Annotated in this window: 16 protein-coding genes; 10 read left to right on the top strand and 6 right to left on the bottom strand. The window is 54.6% G+C overall.

All coding sequences use genetic code 11. The annotated features are described in order from the left end of the window. Positions 1-69: 69 nt before the first annotated feature. The 5 genes from Q8902_01925 to Q8902_01905 all read left to right on the top strand — a co-directional run bounded on the left by Q8902_01925 (position 70) and on the right by Q8902_01905 (position 2,913). Positions 70-678 (top strand): hypothetical protein, encoded by a 609-nt coding sequence (locus Q8902_01925; GenBank protein ID MDP4198309.1) that lies wholly within the window; start codon positions 70-72, stop codon positions 676-678. A gap of 90 nt (positions 679-768) precedes the next feature. Beyond that, positions 769-1,209, top strand: a complete 441-nt coding sequence (locus Q8902_01920) for a hypothetical protein (protein MDP4198308.1) — start codon at positions 769-771, stop codon at positions 1,207-1,209. Between the two features lie 77 nt (positions 1,210-1,286). Beyond that, a complete protein-coding gene (locus tag Q8902_01915) occupies positions 1,287-1,706 on the top strand; it encodes a hypothetical protein (GenBank protein ID MDP4198307.1) in 420 nt (139 codons plus the stop codon). Positions 1,707-1,783: 77 nt separating this feature from the next. After that, positions 1,784-2,410 carry a transglycosylase SLT domain-containing protein gene (locus Q8902_01910; protein ID MDP4198306.1) on the top strand — a complete coding sequence of 209 codons (627 nt, stop codon included), beginning with the start codon at positions 1,784-1,786 and terminating at the stop codon, positions 2,408-2,410. Beyond that, positions 2,407-2,913 carry a hypothetical protein gene (locus Q8902_01905; GenBank protein MDP4198305.1) on the top strand — a complete coding sequence of 169 codons (507 nt, stop codon included), beginning with the start codon at positions 2,407-2,409 and terminating at the stop codon, positions 2,911-2,913. Before Q8902_01910 ends, Q8902_01905 begins: the two co-directional genes overlap by 4 nt. A gap of 56 nt (positions 2,914-2,969) precedes the next feature. On the opposite strand, the gene Q8902_01900 is transcribed toward Q8902_01905, so the two are convergent. The 4 genes from Q8902_01900 to Q8902_01885 all read right to left on the bottom strand — a co-directional run bounded on the left by Q8902_01900 (position 2,970) and on the right by Q8902_01885 (position 10,482). Next, the gene (locus tag Q8902_01900; protein ID MDP4198304.1) at positions 2,970-5,888 is read right to left on the bottom strand and encodes a choice-of-anchor D domain-containing protein; all 2,919 of its coding nucleotides are present in this window, start codon (positions 5,886-5,888) and stop codon (positions 2,970-2,972) included. 387 nt (positions 5,889-6,275) lie between these two features. Next, entirely contained in the window at positions 6,276-9,239 is a 2,964-nt protein-coding gene (locus Q8902_01895) for a choice-of-anchor D domain-containing protein (GenBank protein ID MDP4198303.1), read from the bottom strand. 178 nt (positions 9,240-9,417) lie between these two features. Continuing rightward, positions 9,418-9,750 (bottom strand): (2Fe-2S) ferredoxin domain-containing protein, encoded by a 333-nt coding sequence (locus tag Q8902_01890; GenBank protein MDP4198302.1) that lies wholly within the window; start codon positions 9,748-9,750, stop codon positions 9,418-9,420. 87 nt (positions 9,751-9,837) lie between these two features. Next, entirely contained in the window at positions 9,838-10,482 is a 645-nt protein-coding gene (locus Q8902_01885; protein ID MDP4198301.1) for a hypothetical protein, read from the bottom strand. 79 nt (positions 10,483-10,561) lie between these two features. On the opposite strand from Q8902_01885, the gene Q8902_01880 reads away from it, so the two are divergent. Further along, positions 10,562-13,582: a S8 family peptidase gene (locus Q8902_01880; protein ID MDP4198300.1), complete on the top strand. Its 3,021-nt coding sequence runs from the start codon at positions 10,562-10,564 to the stop codon at positions 13,580-13,582. 120 nt (positions 13,583-13,702) lie between these two features. Further along, positions 13,703-14,164, top strand: a complete 462-nt coding sequence (gene ssb, locus Q8902_01875; GenBank protein MDP4198299.1) for a single-stranded DNA-binding protein — start codon at positions 13,703-13,705, stop codon at positions 14,162-14,164. 92 nt (positions 14,165-14,256) lie between these two features. Here the strand turns inward: ssb and Q8902_01870 are convergent, their stop codons facing one another. Further along, entirely contained in the window at positions 14,257-14,454 is a 198-nt protein-coding gene (locus tag Q8902_01870; GenBank protein MDP4198298.1) for a hypothetical protein, read from the bottom strand. On the opposite strand from Q8902_01870, the gene Q8902_01865 reads away from it, so the two are divergent. Beyond that, positions 14,445-14,639, top strand: a complete 195-nt coding sequence (locus Q8902_01865) for a hypothetical protein (GenBank protein ID MDP4198297.1) — start codon at positions 14,445-14,447, stop codon at positions 14,637-14,639. The genes Q8902_01870 and Q8902_01865 overlap by 10 nt on opposite strands. A gap of 117 nt (positions 14,640-14,756) precedes the next feature. Here Q8902_01865 and Q8902_01860 read toward each other — a convergent pair whose 3' ends face one another. Beyond that, a complete protein-coding gene (locus Q8902_01860; protein ID MDP4198296.1) occupies positions 14,757-15,242 on the bottom strand; it encodes a DUF2127 domain-containing protein in 486 nt (161 codons plus the stop codon). A 129-nt stretch (positions 15,243-15,371) separates the two neighbouring features. Here Q8902_01860 and Q8902_01855 point away from each other — a divergent pair, with 129 nt between their 5' ends. Together Q8902_01855 and Q8902_01850 are read left to right on the top strand one after the other, a co-directional pair. Next, a complete protein-coding gene (locus Q8902_01855) occupies positions 15,372-17,123 on the top strand; it encodes a DUF1800 domain-containing protein (protein ID MDP4198295.1) in 1,752 nt (583 codons plus the stop codon). A gap of 46 nt (positions 17,124-17,169) precedes the next feature. After that, a complete protein-coding gene (locus Q8902_01850) occupies positions 17,170-18,810 on the top strand; it encodes a DUF1501 domain-containing protein (protein ID MDP4198294.1) in 1,641 nt (546 codons plus the stop codon). Positions 18,811-18,841 lie beyond the last annotated feature (31 nt).

The raw sequence follows: 18,841 nt of genomic DNA, 5'->3' as shown, positions 1-18,841 counted from the left end.
CATCCCTTCCCAATGGCGAATTGGGTAATCAGCCATGATCGCCTCGCCGCTACACTAATCATACCCACAATGCCAACCTACCCCAGTCCTGTGTTGCTGGTCGAATTCCAGGAATACATTAAGGATGCCTCGACCGATGCCGCGCTTCTGCTCTTCTATCAGAGTCTGCTCGACACGGCGACGGAATCGGTCTATACCTGGCTCGACCGCGACTACACACCGGCCGCTCCGAAGACCGATACCTTCTTTGGCGATGACACACAGTGTTATGCGCCCCGCAATCGCGTAGGCACGCTGCTGACCTGGAGTGCGACGGACGCCGCCGGCACTACGACCATTTATGGCACCGGCGAGCTTCTGCTCCGCGCCAATGGCTATCTCATCCAGATTGCCAGCACGAGCGTGAAGACATTTCAGTCGGGATATGAGCACGCACTTACGTATCAGCAGCCGAGCGCGATCCAGTGTCCCGAGACTATCAAACAAGTAATTACGGAAATTGCGACGCTGGCATTTCAGGCAAGCAATCAAGGCCAGGGCACACTTGCCCTTGCGAGTTCGAGCGAGCGCCAGGGTGCGCTCGGATTCTCCGGAGGCTTCTCCGATCGTGAGAAATTTCTCGACCTTACCGAACGACACAGGGAAATGCTGCGACCCTACAAGCGCTATCCAATATAGTAAAAATGTGGATATGTAGCGAGCTGAAGTAATGGAACATAACAATACTACTCGATACTCATTACTCATCCACTCAGTTTGCCAAACCCTATGACACGAGAACTTCTATTTACCACCAGCTTCGAGCCACAGTTCGCAGCTCACATGGGCTGGACCGCCGTCGGTCTTGAAGGTGCGCGACCGCTCGCGCTCAGCGATCTCCCTGGCTTCGAACTGGTACTCGGCGAGACGACATTCACGGCGTACGATTCCTTCGGATACGCAATTGCGGGTTCGCAAGCCCTCGGGCTAAATATCCTGTGGTCGCATCCACAACTCGAACTCGATGCCCGGCTCGCGACACGATCCGATTACATCGGTCTGACCGAGTCTTTTTTTGGCGGACTCTACACTCCGCCCACCCCAAGCCCCAGCGATCCCGATCGCATCGATTCCATCACGATTGTCAAAATCGATCCGCCAACACTCCGCAAGAATGATACTCGCTCAGTTCTGTCGGTGCGCGGACAATATTCCTTCACCATCTTATAGTCTGTCGCTTTATCCAATGCACACTATGATATTCCTGTATCTCAGAATAGCATTGGCTACATCGAGAGCCCAAACCCATGATACCACTCTACCTCCGTTATCGGAATTCAGCCAGTGATCCGTGGAGCACAGTACCTTCTTTGACGGGCGCATTTCCAGGGCTCGCCGCCGGATCAATGCCGATCAGCTCGACAACACTCGAAACGGCACCTCAAGCTGTGACGCCTTGTGGTTGTCCCGGCGCATCGACAGAGGATAGCTATCTCATCCTTCGCGCGAATTGCGCACCGATCCCGCTAGCCTCCGAGGCTTCGCTTCTCACATTCCTGATGCTCTACAAAACTGCGACCTATCACGAAGCCAAGTTCACCCGTTACGGACAAGGCGGCTACGTGTCTGCATCGGTTTCCCTGATCGAAGCGCATGAGCAAAATGGAATGCTGCAACTTTGCTTCCGGCTCGCGGCGGCGATTTCGGATGCACTGACAAATACATAGTTAACGATGGACTCGATGGACAGAAGCGGTCACGCAACCTGTCTGCCTCGTCCACCGAAGTCCCTTTCTGAAGACCAATGATCTTTCTCATTATCCTTCATCTCTCTACTCCTGCGCTCATCGCGCGCACGATCGATGCGATTGCGCTCCGGGATTCCACTTCGGCCGTCGAGCCATTGCTGATTCCCTACCGCAACGAGATCCTCCGAGCGGCGGCGCGATACCATCTCCAGCCGGCACTCATAGCGGCTGTGATTCAGGAAGAGTCGCGGTTCGAGCAATGGGCCACGCGACATGAGCCACGCTATGCCACATCACGCCGCGTGCACCATGCTGCTATAAGTTGGGTCCGAACACATCGTGTCGGCCCGAACTCTGCAACAGAATTCGCCGATCGGTCGCGCTCGTATGGCCTCATGCAGGTCATGGGCGAGACAGCTCGCGAGCAAGGCTTCGATGCCCCATACCTTGCCGAACTGTATCTACCGGCGAATGCGATCGAGCATGGCGCCCGATTGCTGGCGCATCTTCTCGGGCGGTATCCGCGCGACACGCTTGCAGCAATATCCGCCTATAATCAGGGCTCTGCTCGAAGGGCGCGCGAAGGTCCACGGCGCGGCGCCTTCCTGAACGCGCGCTATGTTTATCGCGTCTGTTTGGCATGGCAGGCCTATACAAAGAGCTTCGCGGAGGAAACACCATGATCCACATGAAGTGGCAATGGGCAGTCCTTGGGCCGATCGCGGCGTTTCTGCTCGGGCTGTTATGGAATGCTCCCAATGGGACCGATGAGTCACGCATGACGCATGAGTCCCAGATAATCCGACTCCGATTGGATACGGCACATGGTCTCATCGGTGTTTCTGTTGCCCCAATCCATCTTCAGGCAAAAGTCAATCGGATGCGTCCGATCACCATTCACGATAGTGTCTGTACCGAACGCTGCCTCGACACCTTACTAATAGCGGACACGTCGCAGATCGCGCCCGACACACTGTCCGTGTGTTTTGCGCATAACATGTTTTCCGTCGCAGTGGGTTTGGGCACACGGCGAAAGTCAATCGACATTCCATACATGGCCCGCGATACATTCTATTCGCGCGAAGATACCATCCGGATTGTATCGACCGACAAACGAAACTGGTACGATCAGGTCCTGGCCATCCTCGTCTCTGTCGCGGCCGGTATAGTGATCGCGAAATTGTGATCGAAAACACAAAACCCCTCTTCCGAGGGGCTTTGTATCGATGGAATCGTTGAATTCTATTTGCTCAGGATCATCTCTCGCGTCAGACGAGTGTCACCACTCGTCAACACAACGAAGTACGTGCCACTTGCCAGATCGCGTGCATCGAGAGAAACAACGTTGTTCCCCATGTTCAATGCGCCATTGTAGATGGTCCGTACGACTGAACCCTGAAGGTTCAGAAGAGCAATCGTTACCTTTGCCTCTTGTGGAAGCGTCACGATCACGTCAGCCTTGCCGTTCGTCGGGTTCGGATAGCTCGCGCCGAGCGAGAAGCCATTCTGCTCCGTGCGCTCTGTCACGCCAGCGGATGTTCCCATCGCGCTTACAGTCACGGTGCCTGATAACGGCGCAGGGCTCGATGTAGGGAATGACATATCTGCCGTTTCATTGCCAGACGTCGTCGGGCAGAACTGCACCATCAGAACTCCCGAGCCACCGGCTGGGATGGTCGCGGGTGTCGTTGTCCCGATTGCCGTGAAGTCCTGACTGTTTGGTCCCGACATGACAGCGCCGGTACCAGGTGTCCACGGTGTGTTGCCCGTGTTCTCGATCGTCACGGCGAACGTGTCGCACTTGGTCAGCGATGTCAGCGTGCCCTGGCCAGAGCCAGCGATCACCACACCGGCACCTGTGCCGGCAAGTGGAAGCGTCTTGGCCGTTGCCGACTTCTCGCTTGCGCTGACAATCACCGAACCGGGCATGATGCCGATCGTGTCCGGCTTAAAGGCGACGCACAGCGTGCCAGTCCCGCCCGGAGCAATCGGACCAATGATGAATGGAGCAATCAACGAATAGGCATTGCTGGTACCCGGGCTGAGTGCCGCCGAGAAAGTCTCCGGTACATCGCCACAGTTCGTGACTGTGATGCACGTATCGTTCTCAGTATTGGCGAGCGTCATTCCAGAGTATGCGGCGGAGCCGAAAGCGAGCGGCGATGGCGCTGCATCCAAACATGCTGCAAGGCCAACGCCTTCGAGCGGCAGCGACTGCGTGAGGGGACGGCCGGACGTCGTGCCGGTCAGTACGAGCGTTGCGGCTTCCGGGCCGCGGGCCGTTGGGGTGTAGCAAATATCAATGAGCTGCGATTGACCTGCTCCGAGTGTGATCGGCAGTGGCGGAGTCGTGCTCACTGCGAAGTTAGTTGAACCGCTAATCGTCGCCGTCGTCACAACCAACGAGGACAAGCCAACATTCTTGATCGTCGCGGAAGTACACTTTGTGCTGTCGAGCAGTACCGAATCCAGTACCGTACCGGCCAATGAGAGAATACCGTACGGTACACCGGTACCGGAAACATTAACCAGGAACTGGCTTGTGTCCCGATTGTCAGGATACGTCTTAGGAATGCTGGTGTAGAACCGGACCGAAGCGAAGCGTGCACCCTGCTTGATCGGTTTGAAACAAACATTCACAATCTTCGAGGCGTCCGGTGGGAGGGTCACATCGGATCCCGTCAGCGGATAGAATGTGAAATCATAATCGCCATAAGTCACAACCTGATTGGTGATTTGAAGCGTGTCCGAACCCGTATTGTGCAGCGTCAAGGATTTGCAGATCGAATCGCCGATTGCGACCGAATCGAAGAGCAGTGTGCCTGCTCCATTGGTGGTCGTCAGGCCCTCCTGCGGAGTGATAACCAAATGCGCCAGCACGCCGGCGCCCCATAAGGAGACAGTATCCGATGGATTATTGATCGCGTTGGTATTGACGATGAGTTGCGCGTCCGGGCGGCCTTCGAGCCACGGTTTGAACCGCACACCGATCGAGTCCGTCACACCGGATGGCAATGGGCTCGGTGGTAAATGGATGATCGAATACATATTGGCCTGCAGGCCGGTGAAGTAGACCGAGTTGAAGTTCAAGCCGGCCACACCGGTGCTCGCCACATAAAAATACTGTGTCGCCGAGTCCCCCAGTGGCCGGGCCACGTGATGGAAAAGACTATTCGGGGGATAACTCTCGTTATATGGGAAAGAATATTGCACGCCGGCAGCGGCGCCCACACCGTTCAACTGGCACACTTGCGTGCCGGAATCTTTTCCATTCGTCGAAAGGGTGAAGGTCCCGTTCAAATTGCCGGATGAAATCGGCGCGAACCGGATACCATAGACTCCGTATTGCCCGGGAAGAATGATCGATCCAACGGGTGGGCCGCTCACCACTGAATAGCTGCTCGCACCTGCTCCAGCGATCCCGTAACCATTGATCTTCATGGAAGCCGGGCCGAGGCAGTAAGCGGTGTCATACAGCGTCAATGAACTTCCGCTGCTGACTCCTCCGTAGTTGAGGCTCTTCGGCTCCAGCGAAAGCTGCGTCGGAGGCAGTGCATAACCGGTGATCGACACATTGTCAATTGCGTAGTCCGAGCATCCCCAACCGCATTGCTGGGTAAACGCGACCGCCATGCCGGAAGTCCGGTCAGCAACGGGAATAAGAATGTGGTAATGATGCCAATACGCGGAATTGGTTTGAATGGTGCTATAGGAGCAATCCGATGTGTTATAATACGAGTAGAGAGTCGCTTGTGTACCCTGCAGCAAAATATCGGAACCGACCATCAGCTTGAAATTATCATCGCCGTAACCGTAGCTGTCGTAACAGTTGTATTGCCAGAAGAAGTCGAAATCGACCCACACCGAATCGGCGGTGGCGGCATAGCTACTGACATCGAACGATGGAGTTTTCAGAGGGCCTTGCTGACAGCCCCAAATATCTATATAATAACTGCCATTCGAGCCGCCGTTGCCGTTTGAAGTCCAATAGAACCCGCCACCAATGCTCCAGCCGCTCGGCGAGGCCGATGTGAAGCTTTGCGTGCTCATCACCGTCGTGTAGACTCCTTGCGACATCGCGCTCGATGCGCAGAGAGCCGAAACAAGAACCGTTGCGAGGAGGCTGGCGCTCGCACGAATGAATCTATTCCACGTATTCATAAGATGCCCAAAATTAAATGTAAGAAAGAAATAATGGACAACGGACAGCAGGGGAGTTTCCGGCAACCTGACCGCATCCAATTCCTTAAGATCAAACAAATATAACAGGCTTTTCCGGCAATTTCACGAAATGTGGATTTTGGATGTGTTCTCATAGAAACAAAGCCCCATTCTGGATGGTCCGGGGCACATTCTTCTCCGGCGCCAAGATGGCTCCGGCGCCAAGATCGCAGATTCACCCGGCGAGCCTAACGCGAGCCTAAATCGAGGTAGACGAATCCTGATAGGTGGAGAATCCCCGCTGTCTGCCGAGACTGAAGCTCAGATAATTACCAAAACACAAAACCCCTCTTCCGAGGGGCTTTGTATCGATGGAATCGTTGAATTCTATTTGCTCAGGATCATCTCTCGCGTCAGACGAATGTCGCCACTCGTCAAGACAACGAAGTAGGTGCCACTTGCCAGATCGCGTGCGTCGAGAGAGACAACATTGTTTCCGGTGTTCAACGCACCGTTGTAGATGGTCCGAACAACTGAGCCCTGAAGGTTCAGAAGAGCAATCGTTACCTTTGCCTGGCTTGGCATCGTCACGATCACGTCGGCCTTGCCGTTCGTCGGGTTCGGGTAGCTTGCGCCGAGCGAGAAACCGTTCTGCTCCGTCCGCTCTGTCACACCAGCAGAGGTGCCAATTGCACTCAATGTTACTGTGCCATTGAGTGGCGCGGGGCTCGAGGTCGGGAAGGACATCTCCGCAGTCTCAGTGCCGGAAGTCGTCGGGCAGAATTGCACCATCAGAATTCCCGAACCGCCGGCTGGGATCGTTGCTGGTGTCGTCATGCCGATTGCTGTGAAGTCCGGACCGTTTGCTCCGGACATGACTGCACCGGTACCAGGTGTCCACGGTGTGTTGCCAGTGTTCTGAATCGTCACGGCGAACGTGTCGCACTTGGTCAGCGAGGTCAGTTTGCCCTGGCCAGAGCCAGCGATTACCACACCGGCACCCGTGCCGGCGAGTGGAAGCGTCTTGGCCGTTGCCGACTTCTCGCTTGCACTGACGATCACCGAGCCTGGCATGATGCCGATTGTGTCCGGCTTGAAGGCGACGCACAGCGTGCCTGTTCCGCCAGGAGCAATCGGACCAACGATGAACGGTGCGATCAATGAGTATGCACTGCTCGCATCCGGGCTGAGTGCGGCCGAGAAAGTCTCCGACACATCACCACAGTTCGTGACCGTAATGCACGTATCGTTCTCAGTATTGGCAAGCGTCATTCCGGAGTATGCGGCGGAGCCGAAAGCGAGCGGCGATGGCGCTGCATCCAAACATGCTGCAAGGCCGACGCCTTCGAGCGGCAGTGACTGCGTGAGCGGACGACCGGATGTCGTGCCGGTCAGTACGAGCGTTGCTGCTTCCGGGCCGCGGGCCGTCGGGGTGTAGCAAATATCAATGAGCTGCGATTGACCCGCTCCGAGGGTGATCGGCAGTGGAGGAGTCGTGCTTACTGTAAAGTTATTTGAACCACTGATCGTCGCCGTCGTCACGGTCATCGAAGACAATCCCATGTTCTTGATCGTCGCGGAGGTACACTTCGTGCTATCGATCAGAACGGAATCCAGTACCGTACCGCCCAAGGAAAGAATGCCGTAGGGTACACCGGTACCGGATACGCTGATCAGGAACTGGCTCGTGTCCCGATTGTCGGGGTACGTCCGCGCAATGTCCGTATAGAACCGGACCGAAGCGAAGCGTGCACCCTGCTTAATTGGTTTGAAGCAAACATTTACGATCTTCGACGCGTCCGGTGGAAGGATCAAATCGGATCCGGTCAGAGGATAGAACGTGAAATCATAATCGCCATAGGTGACAACCTGATTGGTGATTCGAAGTGTATCCGAGCCAATATTTTGCAGCGTCAAGGATTTGCAGATCGAATCGCCGATTGCGACCGAATCGAATAGTAAGGTACCTGCGCCATTGACAGTCGCCAGGCCCTTCTCCGGAGTTATGACGAGATGCGGAAGCACACCGACACCCCAGAGCGTGACCGTATCCGATGGAATGTTGATCGCGTTGGTATTGATGATAAGTTGCGCATCCGGCCGGCCCTCCAGATAGGGCTGGAATTGAACTCCAATCGAATCGGTCAGCCCCGACCCCAGAGGATTCGGGGGGACGTGTACGATATGATACATATTAGCCTGCAGGCCGGTGAAGTAGATCGAGCTGAAGTTCAAAGCGGCGATGCCAGTACTTTGAACGGTGATATACTGCGTTGCCACTGCTCCAAAGCCGCGGGCCACATGATGGAACAGAGTATTCGTTGGATAGACCGTCGTTGGGAACGTGTATTGCACACCCGCCGCCGCTCCGATGCCGTTCAGAGCACACGTCTGCGTACCAGAATCCCTGCCGGTCGTTACCAAATTGAACATTCCCGTGAGAGTACCGGAAGCAGTCGGTGAAAATTGAATGCCGAAAACAGCGTACTGTCCGGCCGGGACCGAGGCACCGGGAGCCGGGCCGCTGACAACGGTAAAATTCGTCGAGCCGGTGATATTCCAACTCGTCAATGTCAGAGGATTTGGACCCAGGCTGTACGCCGTGTCATAGAGAGTCAGTGATGATCCCGAGGTCACTCCGCCATAGTTAAGCGCCTTCGGGCTCAATGAGAGCTCCGCGGGAGGAACATTGAACGGTGGGGTCCATCGAAGATCAGTCGACTGGCTTGAGGTCGAAGACGAGCCGTAGCGATTATAGACAAAGGATGGGGTTGAGGAGCCGTTCAAGCCCGTTCCCATCGAGCCGCCGCCCATCGCATAGCTGTGACTGGAGTATAGCATCTCGATGACGTTCGACGTCTCATACAGTTTGACCTGCATGTTCATGTGGTTCGTGTTCGAACAGCAGGGCGAAAAGTTGTACCACTCAATCGTAAATACGCGGTTCGGCGCGGTGCCCGTCACTGCATAATAGAGTCCCCCAAAAATGTAACCATCGAAGTCATCAGGCATGATGAACTTCTGGTAGGTACTATTGCCAACATAATCGGAGCAGCATCCACTTTGCGAATTCCCAAATGACATACCACCATTGGTATTGACGTAAATCGACTGACCGGCAGAGTAGCTGGCACTATCATAATTGAAAGCGAATGGCAAGGTCTGTGGACACAAATAGGAGTTGTCATCGCCTGAGCCGAAGCTGCTGCCACCGTTGATCGACGAATAGCTCCCACTGAATGTCGTCGTTGTGTAACGCGTAACTCGCCCAGCCTGGGCGAAGGCCGAACCTGACAATGCAAGGACGACCAGCAGGCCTAACGCTGCCCGGAGTTTATTCCAAGAATTCATAGCGGTACTTAAATTGTAGAATTGAAACTGCAATCTGCTTCGAGGGAGGAACCACACAGTATGATGTCGGGGGGACAATACACCCACGCAGTCCTGAATCGGAGTAAACCTATTGGGACAAAAATACTAAAGTCTCAGGACGTTGTCAAGAAAACGATAAGATCATTCTCAGGGCAACCTATTCATGCTCAAATTCGCGATATTTCGCAATTCTTAGCCGTTCAACCGGTTTGCCGCCGATAATGTGTTGCTCGATAATCTCCGGGACATCTTCCGGTTTGACGCCACCATACCAGATGCCTTCGGGATAGACGACCATCGATGGTCCGAACTCGCAGGCATCCAGACAGCCCGATTGATTCGCGCGGACTTTTCCGCGAAGTCCTCGGCGCTTGATCTCGTCCTTGAGCGCGGCCCGGATGAGCGGCGAGCCTTTTTGGGCGCAGCACCCTTTGGGATCATCCTCGCCACGGACATTCTCGCAGATAAAGATATGATAATCGAAGCGCATAAGAGTGGATGAGTAATGGGTAACGAATAACGAGTTGCTAACCAGCAGCGATCGACTTTCCTCTCCGCGTTCAGCGCGTTCGCTCAATTACTCCCGAAGATCGATCACCTTCATCGATGCATTTTGCTTGAACAAGAAATCGTCACTCCGAATCTTGTTGATCGGCTTGATGGTGAGCGAACTGGTTTGCTGCACTCCGCGCGAACTCATGACTTGCGCTTTCACAATCTTAATCGATTTGCCGTTCGTCCTCAGCGTGAGTTGGAGCTTTTGCGCACCGCCGGGAGCCGAGCCACTCGCGGCATTCAGCAGCGCGGAGAGATGGCCGTCCGGTGTGAGATCCAGAGTATATGTTTGGCCGGCGCGATGAGACACTTGGGCGGCGTAATGCTCGGCGAACTGAAACACCATCGCCGGATCGGCGAACGGCGAACCGGTTTTTGCGACGTTATCGATTGTCAGCCGGTTGGTGGATTTGCTGAGATTCCAAAGTGTCGAACCATCCGAGATGATCAGGTTGCTCGGACTCTCAATGCGAATGCGCTTTGCATGAAAATCGATCTTGACGGAGATCGAGCCCTGCTGAGGCACACGGACTGTCATCGAAACACCCGGCGAGCGGAGCACTGATGCTTCCGCACGCTGGGCCAACGCGATAGCGCTTTCCTGAGCCCTCGCAGAGAGGGCTCCAAATAACAATAAGCCGGCTGCGAAATATAGCATGGATTTCATGGATTCTAGAGATATACTACGGATGGCATCGTACTGGTTTCAGGGAGTCATTAGGCTTTATCAAGAGTTGCCCCCTGCGATGAGGAACACCCTTTCGATTCTTCTAATCGTCCTTGCGAGCGCCGGCACAGTGAACGCGCAGCCTACGGGCGAAGTCCCCCACTTGATCCGAGTCCTCGTTCGGCCGCAGGCGATTGCACCACTTCGTGCTGCGTTTGCGATGCACCGCGTGCGAGAGCACGATATCCAACAAATCATTCTTCATGAGTCCGATTCTATCGGATCGCTTCTGGGACTTCCTCCGACTATTCACATCACGCGGTTCGCGCCATTTGCCGCGCAGCACAGTGCCGTCTTTGAGGATATTCGCGAACGGCTGAATCCGGGGTTATTTCATGGGAGCGATGCTTCCGTTCGCGCCAATCCCCTCAACGATCTGGCGATTGCGGAGGACAAACTTTCCCGCTGGTTCACGCTGGAGTTCTCCAATGACATTTCTCCAGAACGCGTGATCCTTTATGCGCACAAATCGTCGCTGATCGAACTGTCCGAGCCGGTCTTTGTCCGGAAGCACAATGCGCTGACAAACGATCCATTGCTCGACTCGCAGTACTATCTAAAAGTCACTCATACGCTTGCGGCCTGGGGCATTCAGCAATGTGATTCGACGATGGTCGTTGCATCGATCGACGGCGGAGTTTCGCTCGATCATGAAGACCTGGCTGCGGCCATCTGGCACAACTCCGGTGAGATGGGGACCGACGCTCAGGGCAATGACAAAAGCTCCAATGGCATCGATGATGATTCTGATGGATTTGTCGATGACTGGCAAGGCTGGGATTTCAGCGGATTCTTCGGCAGCTCGTCAAGCAACCATCCGACGTCGGAATCGGACCACGCGCATATCGTCGCCGGAATCCTGGCCGCGGTCGGAAACAACAACATCGGCATTGCCGGCGAGGCGTTCGGCGCGAGGCTCATGGTCATCAAAGCGGAGAGTAATTTCCCCTGTCAGGACGAGATCAACAGTGGCTTTCAGGGAATTCTCTATGCGGTGGACCACGGTGCCAAAGTCATTAGTTGCAGTTGGGGTTCGTCAGGCCGGTCGCAAGCCGATCAGGACGTGATCGATTATGCCTACTTCAAAAATGCCTGCGTCGTCTGTTCGGCCGGCAACAATGGGACGCTCGCCGAGAATTATCCTTCTTCGTTCGACCATGCCTTTGCCGTCACGGCGCTGGCTTCGGATGGCAGCGTCAAGAACTACGCAAACTCGAGCACACATGTCGCTGTCGGCGCGCCGGGGGATTCAATTCTGAGCACGCTCTATCCCGATTTGGCCGCGCGCTGTCCGTTGGATCTCTGTGGGAGCTCTTCCGATACCGATGCCAGCGGATATGGCGAAATGTGCGGCACCAGCATGTCGGCTCCGCAAGCTGCGGGGGCACTGGCGCTGATTCGCCAACACTGGCCGAATGCTACGAACCGTTGGGCGATGGAGCGATTGCGCGCGACGTGCGATCCCATCCTGCTGGATCCACATCCGGGTTTTAATGGCCGCGGAATGATGAATGTCTATCGGGCGCTGAGCGATGCCCATGCATACTCGCTCCGGCTCGAACGCGCGCAAAAGTTGGACACGATCCGGCAATGGATTGTCTCCGGTGAGTCCGCGCAATACCGTCTGGTACTCAAAAATTATCTCGACTCGTTGCCCGATGCGAATGTGACGCTCCAACTCCTGGATGTTCAGGGCAATCCGCTTCCGAACGGAGGGCACTTTGCTCTCGATAAGCAAACGATCGGACCGATGAGCTCGATGGGTCCGATGGATTCCTCAATAGTGACGATCAGCATCACTGCCGATAGCACAACTCCGCCACAAACGGATCTTCTTGTCCGCCTGTGGCTGAGCGATTCCTCGGTAGGCTACACCGGCGATTATGATTACTTTGTCGTCCATGCGAATCCGGGGTATGCGACTGTTCACAACAATCTCGCAGTAACGATCACGGATAACGGTGCCATCGGATTTCGGGATGCCACGCTCGATCAGCATGGCGATGGCTTCCGATGGATGAACGCGCCGAGTCAGATTCGGGTCGATGGCCGCGATGTTCTCTTGGGCGGTGGACTTATCATTGCTTCGGACAGCTCCCATGTCGTCGATGCAATCGGCGGATTTAATTCCGGCGGCGACGGCGCCACGTTCACACCGATTCAACCACTCTCGCAACAGACGAAAGATACCGGCGACTTTGTCTTTGGAAGTTTCTCGGACAGTATCGCAGATGCTTCCCAGCGGGTTGGCGTGCGGGTCAACGAAGAATGCTATGCCGAGCCGGGTGCGGCAGCGAATGGAGTAATCCTGGCCTATAGCATGGCACGAACGGATATCCCTTCCAGCTTCACGCATCTCGACGCCGGTATTTATATGGATTGGGACATCGGCGAGTTCGGCCTGCGCGATTCGACCTGGTTCGATGCGCGAGATAGTATCTTCTACACACAGCGCAACGAACCTGGATATGCGACCGTGGCAATGAAGATTGCGGAGGTCTTCCCAATCGGCTCGCCGATTCGGCACTATGCTTTGAACAACTCATACGATACGGGCCGATCAGTCAGTGGTGTATTTTCGCAAGCCCTGAAATGGGATCTCTTTCAGCAGAATAACGTGCGCGCCGGCCAAGGTGATGTTGCCGTTCTGCTCGGAGCGAATCTTGATTTTACGGGCGGCGAGACTTCGATCGTCTACGGCATGGCACTCGGCGTGAACGCTGCCGATGCAAGAAAAAACCTGCAACTGACAATCGGTAGATGGAATGGAACGCTGGACGTCAAACCAGGCAGCCGGACCGGAAGTGGTATTGAAGTGTGGCCAAGCCCGGCCACGCAACGCGTGCGCGTCGAGTTGCGCGACCTCCCGGCTGGCTTGCCCCTCTCGATTCGCGCGAGTGACATGCTTGGTCGCGTTGTGCTCCGTACATCAGTTGCGAACGGCGATGAAATCGATCTCTCACATATTCCCTCCGGGTTGCTGGCGATAGAAGTCAGTGGTCAGGGTACAAGTCTAACGCGGATCATCATCAAGCAATAGCGTACAACTTTACTCCGCTCGAAACGGTTAGAATTTTTCGACGTCCGCGAGTTCCTCCGTATATTTAGAAACCCGTTGACGGGCACCAACCGCATTATTTAAAGAAGAAGGAAGATTACTATGGCAGGCAGAAGTCTCAATAAAGTCATGCTCATGGGCCATGCTGGCAAAGATACCGAGATCGCATACTCCGGTGCCGGGATGGCCATCGCAAAGTTCAGTCTTGCAACCAACGATCGGCGCAAAGACAAGGCCAGTGGCGAATGGGTCGATCACACCGAGTGGCATAATATCGTCGCGTTCGATAAGCTCGCGGAAACCTGCAATCAATATGTGAAAAAGGGCAAGCAGGTCTATGTCGAAGGAAAGATTTCAACTCGCAAATACGAGCAGGACGGCCAAACGAAGTACTTTACCGAGATCATCGCCAACGATTTGATTCTTCTCGGTGGTCAGGGTGGACCGAATGCGGCGATGAGCACGCCCGCCACGTCTAACTATCGCGCACCCGCAGCCAGCAACTCCGCGCCGGAGCCAGACTATGAGCCGGCCTCGGCTCCTGCTGACGATCTGCCATTCTAATCCGGCCCTGAATTCCGAATATCATAGAGGCGCCACTCCGAACTCGAAGTGGCGCCATATTCTATTGATTGTCTTGAGTCAATTGCCGCAGCTTATACACCAATTCCGCGATAGAAGCGGTCATGCGTGATGTTTTCTGTGTCAATACCGTCTTCACTCAGCCCAAAGAATTCGCCGACATCATGGATGACGGGGTCCATGAAATCGCTGACGGCATCGAACTGCATTACTCCATAGAGGAGCGTGCCGACACCGACACATCCGAGTGAAATCGCAAGCCATGGTGGCATTCCGAGTATCGTCGAATACCGTTTGCTCCTGCTGGAGCTACCCATACTGGAGCGGCTTCGGCTGGAGCTACGTGATCTGCTTCGACGCAATGAACGTCCACTCCGGCCTCGCGATGTTCTGGACCGCGAGCTGGATGACGAACGAAGTCCTGAACCGTTACTTGACATTCCACTACTGCGTGTGAGTGAATCTGATTTTTTCTTTCTTGTTCTTGTCATAATGAGCCTCCGATAATTTTTCCATAATACTTTGATTGGTATAGTATAATCCTGTATATTACCGGGCAAGGTACATGCCACGATCACTCATGCTTCAGCGGCTTTCTGATTCGCACAATCAAATAGATCACTGTTGCGATATTCAGGGCGATCACAATAGCTTTCAAGTTGTCTGGATGGCGAGAGATCGAATAAATCTCCCAGGGAAGGAATGAGCCGGTAACGATCGCGGTGAAATATTCCGCCCATCGTTTTGCCAGGAGCAACCCAACGCCTTCTATAGCGAATATTGCACCATAGAAAAAGAAGCCAGCAGTGAAGACCTTGATCCGCCCCGGACTTGCCAATCCCGCTTGCACGAGCAAATGGTGAATGTAACGATTGCCCGGATCGACGCCAAGTTGCTCGAATCGATGCGCCAGCACCTCTTGCACATCTCGATGGACTAACGAAAGAGCACCAAACGCCAGCGCCAGCACGAGAATGGCCTTCAAAAGCTTGAAGATACCAATGAGAATCTCACCCCGGTCCCGGCGCGGAGCTTTCGAAGGATTGCGGGGAGTGCTCATATCCCCCTTCGAACACCGAGATTAAACCATTTTGTTTAGGTCATCGTCTATAGGAGCTGCCATCGTGTCGTGGGTGGCCGGAATTCGGAAGCAATCGTCGCTTCGAACCATCTAATCTTGTCGTCTGCCATGGAACGCAGGACCTTACTAAAAGCTGGCGGAGCCGCCGCTTCACTTATCGGAGCCGGCAGCATTTTCGAAACACTCGAACCTTCGGGAGCCGTTGCCGCCCGCCGAACCGATCGCGCGTGGTATCGCATGCGGTCGAACTTGACTCCACTCGATGCACCACTTCAAACCGAGTCGAATGACCTGACACCGTATACCGGTCCCTGGTCTGATGAACTGCTACATCATTTGCTTCGACGCTCGATGTTCGGTGTTCCGCCCGCGCAGTTTGCGGAAGCGAAGTCACTCGGCACAATGTCGGCCGTGCTCGACCGGTTGCTCGCCGCCGCCGATCTCGGCAGTGTCCCGTTACCGCCGGATCCCGCGGCATGGGTGTGGGATTTAACGCCACCCAGTCCGAAGGACCCGAACTATCAGGTGGAGGCCACCAATTTTAATCGCCTACACGGCAATCGAATCAATCAGATCGCAAATTGGTGGTTCGATCTCATCGTGAAAGAAGACCTTTCGCTGCGTGAGAAGCTGACACTGCTCTGGACCAATCATTTTGTGACTGGCTCGCTCACAGTGCAGTTGGCGCCGTATATGTATTCGTACTTGCAGACCTGCCGTCAGTATGCGCTTGGGAATTTCAAGACGTTTGCCCACGCGATCGCAATCAATCCGGCGATGCTGGTCTATTTGAACGGCGATCAGAATTTTGTCGAGAATGGCACGCCGCACATCAACGAGAATTTCGCTCGTGAGTTGATGGAGCTGTTCACACTCGGCATTCTCGACCCGAAAACCGCTCAACCGAACTACACTGAGACCGATGTGCAAAATGCCGCTCGGGCCTTGGCTGGATGGAAGGAAGGAAAGACCGCCCCATATACCGGCGTCCTCTGGGATGGCACCAACGGAAATCCCGATCGTCGAGATACCGGTGTCAAGACATTTTTAGGCCAGACGGGGAATTGGGGACTTCAGGATGTGCTCAATATCATATTCGAGCAAGGCACGCCGCAGGGCTATAACGCCGCTTACTTTGTTTGCCAGAAGCTCTATCAGGCATTCGTCTATTATGTGCCGAATCCCAGCGTGATCGATACAATGGCAACCGTCATGCTTGCGAATAATTTCGAGATCGCACCGGTCATGCGAGCGCTGCTTTCGAGCGCGCATTTTTACGACGTGAATACGATCGGCGCACAATTGAAAAGCCCTGCTGAATTTTTTGGGAGCCTTGTCCGCGAGTTAGCACTCAGCTATCCCGCATTCAATGCGGCCGATCCACCGGTCACCGGTACCGATACTCAGGGATACAACACGTATGGCGATCCGAATCCGACGCTTTCGGTTATTACCTCGATCATGAGTGGCCAGGGTCAACAACTTCTGAATCCTCCAAACGTCAAAGGTTGGCCCGGCGGTCATAACTGGATCTCGACCGGCACATTCCAGAACCGAGAGATTTATAGTCTCGGCATCGTGAATAATGCATTGGTCAATGCGAAAAAGAACTGGAATTTGGCCTTCGATGCCGATCGCTACGCAAGCCAAATTGCCAATGCCCAATCGCTGCCCTCTGCCGCATTGAGTCAGAGCCTCGAAGCGGCTTCGCTCGCATTTACACTCGGGCCAAATGAAGGCGGAGATCTCGATATCGATATTCAAGGGACGTATCCGAATCCGAACTACCAGTACAATACATTGGGCGCGAAGAATTTCGCGGTACTCATGACCAACTTGCCGGAATTTCAACTCTATTAATAACATCCCCTTCAATTAAAGTAAAGAAGGGACATGGAGGCGGTTTATGAAACGTCGCGATTTTCTTAAGACAGGACTTAAACTTGGCGTAGCAGTCAATACTCTTCCGGTGCTCATCGGTGGACGGCCCGTTCGCGCGCTCGGGCGCTCGCCGCTCCGGCGCGCGCTCGAAACGACGAGTGCGAACAATAATAAAGTGCTCGTCATCGTCCAACTTCAGGGTGGCAATGATGGACTGAATTGTCTCGTGCCATATACCGATTCGCTCTATAAGCAACTTCGGCCCACGCTCGGACTCGATAAGACTGCCGACAATCTGCTCGTGCTCCCGGACCATAATACGCTCGCATTTCATGGCGCGATGACCGGCCTGAGTACGCTCTATGCTGAAAGCAAAGTTGCCATTTTGCAGAACGTCGGGTACGCGACACCGAGCCTCTCGCATTTTCGTGGGACCGATATTTGGAACACGGCGACCGATCCCTCAATCTATGCTTCCACTGGCTGGATTGGACGCTATTTGCTCTCTCAAAATCCCGGTTATCCGCCACAGACGATTCCGTCGGGAAGTTGGCCACTCGCGGTCGAATTTGGTAACGCGCTGAGCAATCTCTTTCTTGCACAGACCGGCGGCATGGGTGTCGCGATCAACCAGATGCCGACAGCGTCGAATCCGAGCACCCACCATTACGATGCGATCCCGCCGAACCCGACGACGCAATACAATGAGCTTGCGTATGTTCGCATCATCCAGGAAGAGACGGAGATTTACGCACAAACGATCGGCGGACGGAGCGTCTCATCTAACAACGTGACCTATCCTACAGGCAACGCCCTTGCGACGGATTTCGCGGGCATCGCACAAATGATCAAGAGCCAGATCGATTTGGGACAGGTCCAGACAAAGATCTACCTTGTCACGCAAGGCAGTTACGATACGCACTCAAATGAATTGACAGGACAGGCCAAACTCCTTGGCGCACTGAGCGATGCGCTCCTGGCATTCCAGCAAGATCTTGAGGCATTCGGTATCGCCGATCAGGTTGCCATCATGACATATTCCGAATTCGGCCGGCGTCCCAAAGAGAATGGTTCCGGCACCGATCACGGTACCGCCGCGCCGCATTTTGTGATTTCAACACAAGTCATTCCGGGTGTGCACGGCAGCGATCCGAAGCTTGACACGAACTCGCTCATCGCTGGTAATCTGGCCTACGATCCGCAGCATGAGTTTCGAAATGTTTACACCACCATGCTGAATGAATGGCTCATGGAAGGTGGTTCGCAAACGCAAATTGATTCGGACATCCGGTCTATTCTGACTGCCGACACCAACGGCACATACTCGACGAATTCGAATTGGACTTCGCTTGGGATATTCAAAGCGCAGCCGCAGCAAGCTGTCGCGGCGGACCCGAACGCGATGGGTCTGACGCTGATGGAGAATTATCCCAATCCCGCTTCAGGCCTCACGACAATAGAATATGCGCTGCCCGCATCAGGGCCTGTTGAGTTAGGAATTTTCAGCACCAGCGGTGCGGAGCTCGAGCGCATCATCGATCAGCGGCAAGAAGCCGGTCTGCAACGAGTGTCGTTCAATACGAGCCGGCTCGCAAGCGGGGCGTATATCTACCGGCTCAAGACCGCTACAGGTGAAATCGCACAACGAATGATCGTCGAGCATTAAGGAATTCCTCCGTACCGCTCGTAGTTCGTCC

It is taken from the genome of Bacteroidota bacterium, assembly GCA_030706745.1.
GTDB lineage: Bacteria > Bacteroidota > Ignavibacteria > Palsa-1295 > Palsa-1295 > PALSA-1295.
The sequence above is the reverse complement of the archived record's forward strand: the minus strand, read 5'-3'. Positions and strand labels throughout refer to the sequence as shown.